Source organism: Streptococcus sp. HMSC071H03 (genome assembly GCF_001813035.1).
GTDB lineage: Bacteria > Bacillota > Bacilli > Lactobacillales > Streptococcaceae > Streptococcus > Streptococcus anginosus.
Genome location: NZ_KV811163.1, coordinates 1 through 420, shown reverse-complemented (window position 1 = coordinate 420; position 420 = coordinate 1). Strand labels below are relative to the sequence as shown.

Sequence of the window (420 nt, the reverse complement as noted above, 5' to 3'; positions counted from 1 at the left end):
AAGTGATTCTCATAGCCATAAAACATTTCGGATTTCAAAATGCCAAAGAAAGATTCCATCATACCATTGTCTGGGCTATTACCCTTGCGCGACATAGATGCTTGAATTCCCTTACTCTCTAGGAAACGATGATAAGAATCGTGTTGGTATTGCCAACCCTGGTCGCTATGGAGAATCGTATTCTCATAGTGTTTCTCTGTGAAGGCCTGTTTTAACATGCTCTTCACTTGTTCCAAGTTCGGTGAAGTAGAAAGATTATAAGCGATGATTTCACTGTTGAAACCATCTAAAACAGGTGATAAATAGAGTTTCTGCGTGCCATTCGGAATAGAAAACTCTGTCACATCCGTATAGCACTTTTCCATTGGCCTCGATGCTTCAAACTGGCGTTGAATGAGATTCTCTGCTTTCTTGCCAATC

The 420-nt window shown here is 40.7% G+C and carries 1 protein-coding gene; it reads right to left on the bottom strand.

Annotated features, from left to right (window positions below; translation table 11 throughout):
* On the bottom strand, positions 1-420 hold a 420-nt coding region (locus HMPREF2887_RS06695), incomplete at both ends, for an IS3 family transposase (RefSeq protein ID WP_148131505.1).